Origin of the sequence: Microbacterium sp. C448 (assembly GCF_000582705.2) — a bacterium.
In the GTDB taxonomy this organism is placed as follows: Bacteria; Actinomycetota; Actinomycetes; order Actinomycetales; family Microbacteriaceae; genus Microbacterium; species Microbacterium lacus_A.
On sequence record NZ_HG779645.1, the window covers coordinates 1 to 2,780 of the forward strand.

A 2,780-nucleotide genomic window follows, 5' to 3' on the forward strand; every position below is an offset into this window, starting at 1 on the left:
GGCGGTGACCGGGGTCATCGGAGATCTGCTGCGTGTGATCGGCGAAGACCGCCCGCACCTCACCGATCGCACCGTCGGCGATCAGCTCGCGAATCCGCACCATGTGGGGCAGGTAGCGCGTCCACATCGCCTCGAGCACGAGCACACCGCGCGCGGCGGCGGCATCGCGAACGGCGGCGGCCTCCGTCGCGTTGAGGGTGAACGGCTTCTCGACCAGAACATGCTTGCCGGCGGCGATGATCGCGAGGGCGTTCTCGGCGTGGGCGGGGTGGGGTGTCGCGACGTAGATGATGTCGACATCGGGGTCGGCGAGCAACGCCTCGTAGGACCCGTGGGCGTGCGGAATGCCGAATTCTTCGGCGAACGCCCGGGCCGACACATCCGATCGAGAGCCGACCGCCACGATCTCACGTCCGGCGACGTGCAGGTCTTTCGTGAAAGTGCGGGCGATGCTGCCCGTCGCAAGAATTCCCCAACGCAGCCCGGTCATGCCCCGAGCCTACCTCCGGGGCGGTGGAGCCGCGGAGGTTCCTGCGAGACACCGCAGAGGAAGGCGACCAACCGGGTCGAGGTGTCTTCCATGGCGGGTCCTTTTCCGAACTCCCAGCCGTCGTCGGTGGAGCGGAGGGTGTGTCCCCGGACGACGGCGCGGACATCGAAGCTCCCTGACGTCGCGAGATACAGCGCGACCGCGCCGGAAGTGCGGGGCGCGAGAGCGATGGGCATGCCGGTGTCCCGGCTCAGGGCGAGCGCTGCCGTGACTGTGCGCGACAGATCGCGGATGCGCCGCTTGCCGCCCGCGGCGATCGCATCGGCAACCGCCGCGAGATCGTCGCCACCGACGGCGCCGAGCCGCGAGATGTTGAGAAACGACCGTGCAAGGGGTTCGCGGTCGCGGTCGCTGCGGGTGGACAGCAGTACGTGTGCGGCGCGGACCACGTCGGCTTCCGCGGAACGCCAGTCACCCGTGACCGTGGATTCGTCCTGTCTCTGACGGTTGCTCAACGGCAGGTCGTGGAACATATCGGACATCCGCACAGCCTAGGTGCGATGCGTTCCGGCCGGTGGGGCGAAAACCCGTGTGACAGCCGAATTTTGTCACATGCGGCGAGGTGATGACCATAATGGGGAGGGCAACGATGTGACCGTGCACACGGGCCAGGTACGAAGGAGCGCCGACCCATGAGCGATGTGGGGAGGGGGAGACCCCCCAGCATTCGCGATGTCGCGCGTCTCGCCGGCGTCTCGCACCAGACCGTCTCGCGCGTGCTCAACGATCACCCGAGCGTGCGGCCCGAGACGCGCGAGCGCATCGTCGAGATCATGCAAGAGCTGCAGTATCGGCCGAATCGCGCGGCCCGGGCCCTGGCCACGAGCCGGTCGCAGACGATCGGCATCCTGTCCGCTTCCAGCACGCAGTACGGTCCGGCGGCGGGGATCGCCGCTATCGAGGCGGCGGCTCGCGAACGGGGCTACTGGGTCAGCACCGCCAACATCGACGCGGCCGACCCGGAGTCCATCGGAGCGGGTTTGGCGCACCTCGTCGCACAGTCGGTCGAGGGACTCGTTGTGATCGCGCCGCAGGTGCGGGTCTTCAAAGTTCTCGCCGACTACGAGATCGACGTGCCATATGTGACTTTGCAGTCCGCCGGCCTGGACGCCGAACACGCCCTCTCGGTCGACCAGATCGCCGGCGCTCGTATGGCGACGCGGCATCTGATCGAACAGGGGCATCGCTCGATCTATCACCTCGCGGGTCCGCAGGACTGGATCGAGGCCGAGGCGCGCATGCGGGGCTTTCTGGAAGAAATGGGCGCGCAAGACATCCCCACAACCGCCCCGATCCTGGGGGACTGGACCGCGGAGTTCGGCTACTTCGCGGGCCGCGAGCTGCTGCGCGTGCGGGATTTCACGGCGATCTTCACCTCGAACGACCAGATGGCGCTGGGTTTCATCCACGCCATTCGCGACGAGGGGCTGGATGTGCCGCGCGATGTGAGTGTTGTCGGTTTTGACGATATTCCCGAGGCGGCACACTTCTGGCCACCGCTCACCACGATCCGCCAGGACTTCACGGAGCTCGGCCGCCGGTGCGTTGCCCAGCTGCTCGGGACGCTCGACGACGCGGCGGTCGAGGTCGCCCACACGCTGACGCCGGAACTCATTGTGCGCGGTTCCACGGGACTCCCCGCCTTCTGAGCCGCCGTTACACATCCGAGACCATGTCGACTTGACAGGGCCCGCTCCCCCCGGACTAACATGACGCGATGTGAACGGTCACATGACCGGTCACATGGGCGAGGCCACATGAGCCAATCACGTGAGTCGTCGCAGCAACATCAGGTCCCCGTCCGGGGCACAAAGGAGTGAGCCGTGAGCATTTACGGACCCAAGGTCGAGGTCGCGATTGCGCGTACCCGCGACGACGTGGCCCGCTTGCATGCGGAGTTGGTGCGTTACGGCTTGGTGGTGTGGACGGGTGGGAATGTGTCGGGTCGTGTGCCCGGGGCTGAGTTGTTTGTGATCAAGCCGTCGGGTGTGTCGTATGACGATCTCGCCCCCGAGAACATGATTCTGTGCGATCTGGACGGGAACGTCATCGCCGGCACTCCGGGCAGTGATCGTTCTCCGTCGAGTGATACCGCGGCGCATGCGTATGTGTATCGGAACATGCCGGATGTCGGTGGTGTGGTGCACACGCATTCCACCTTTGCGGTGGCGTGGGCGGCGCGCGGGGAAGAGATTCCGTGTGTGATCACGGGGATGGCGGATGAGTTCGG

4 protein-coding genes are annotated in these 2,780 nt (G+C 66.4%); 2 read left to right on the forward strand and 2 right to left on the reverse strand.

The features are described 5' to 3' along the window. The coding region (locus MIC448_RS06180; RefSeq protein ID WP_036297429.1) for a Gfo/Idh/MocA family protein at nt 1-490 on the reverse strand (490 nt) is incomplete at its 3' end. Further along, on the reverse strand, nt 487-1,032 hold the full coding sequence (locus MIC448_RS06185) for a hypothetical protein (RefSeq protein WP_144237991.1): 546 nt from the start codon (nt 1,030-1,032) through the stop codon (nt 487-489). The genes MIC448_RS06185 and MIC448_RS06180, both read right to left, overlap by 4 nt. A 150-nt stretch (nt 1,033-1,182) precedes the next feature. Between MIC448_RS06185 and MIC448_RS06190 the strand changes: the two genes are divergently transcribed. Next, a complete protein-coding gene (locus tag MIC448_RS06190; protein WP_036297431.1) occupies nt 1,183-2,199 on the forward strand; it encodes a LacI family DNA-binding transcriptional regulator in 1,017 nt (338 codons plus the stop codon). Nucleotides 2,200-2,373: 174 nt separating this feature from the next. Next, on the forward strand, nt 2,374-2,780 hold a 407-nt coding region (locus MIC448_RS06195), incomplete at its 3' end, for a class II aldolase/adducin family protein (RefSeq protein ID WP_036297433.1).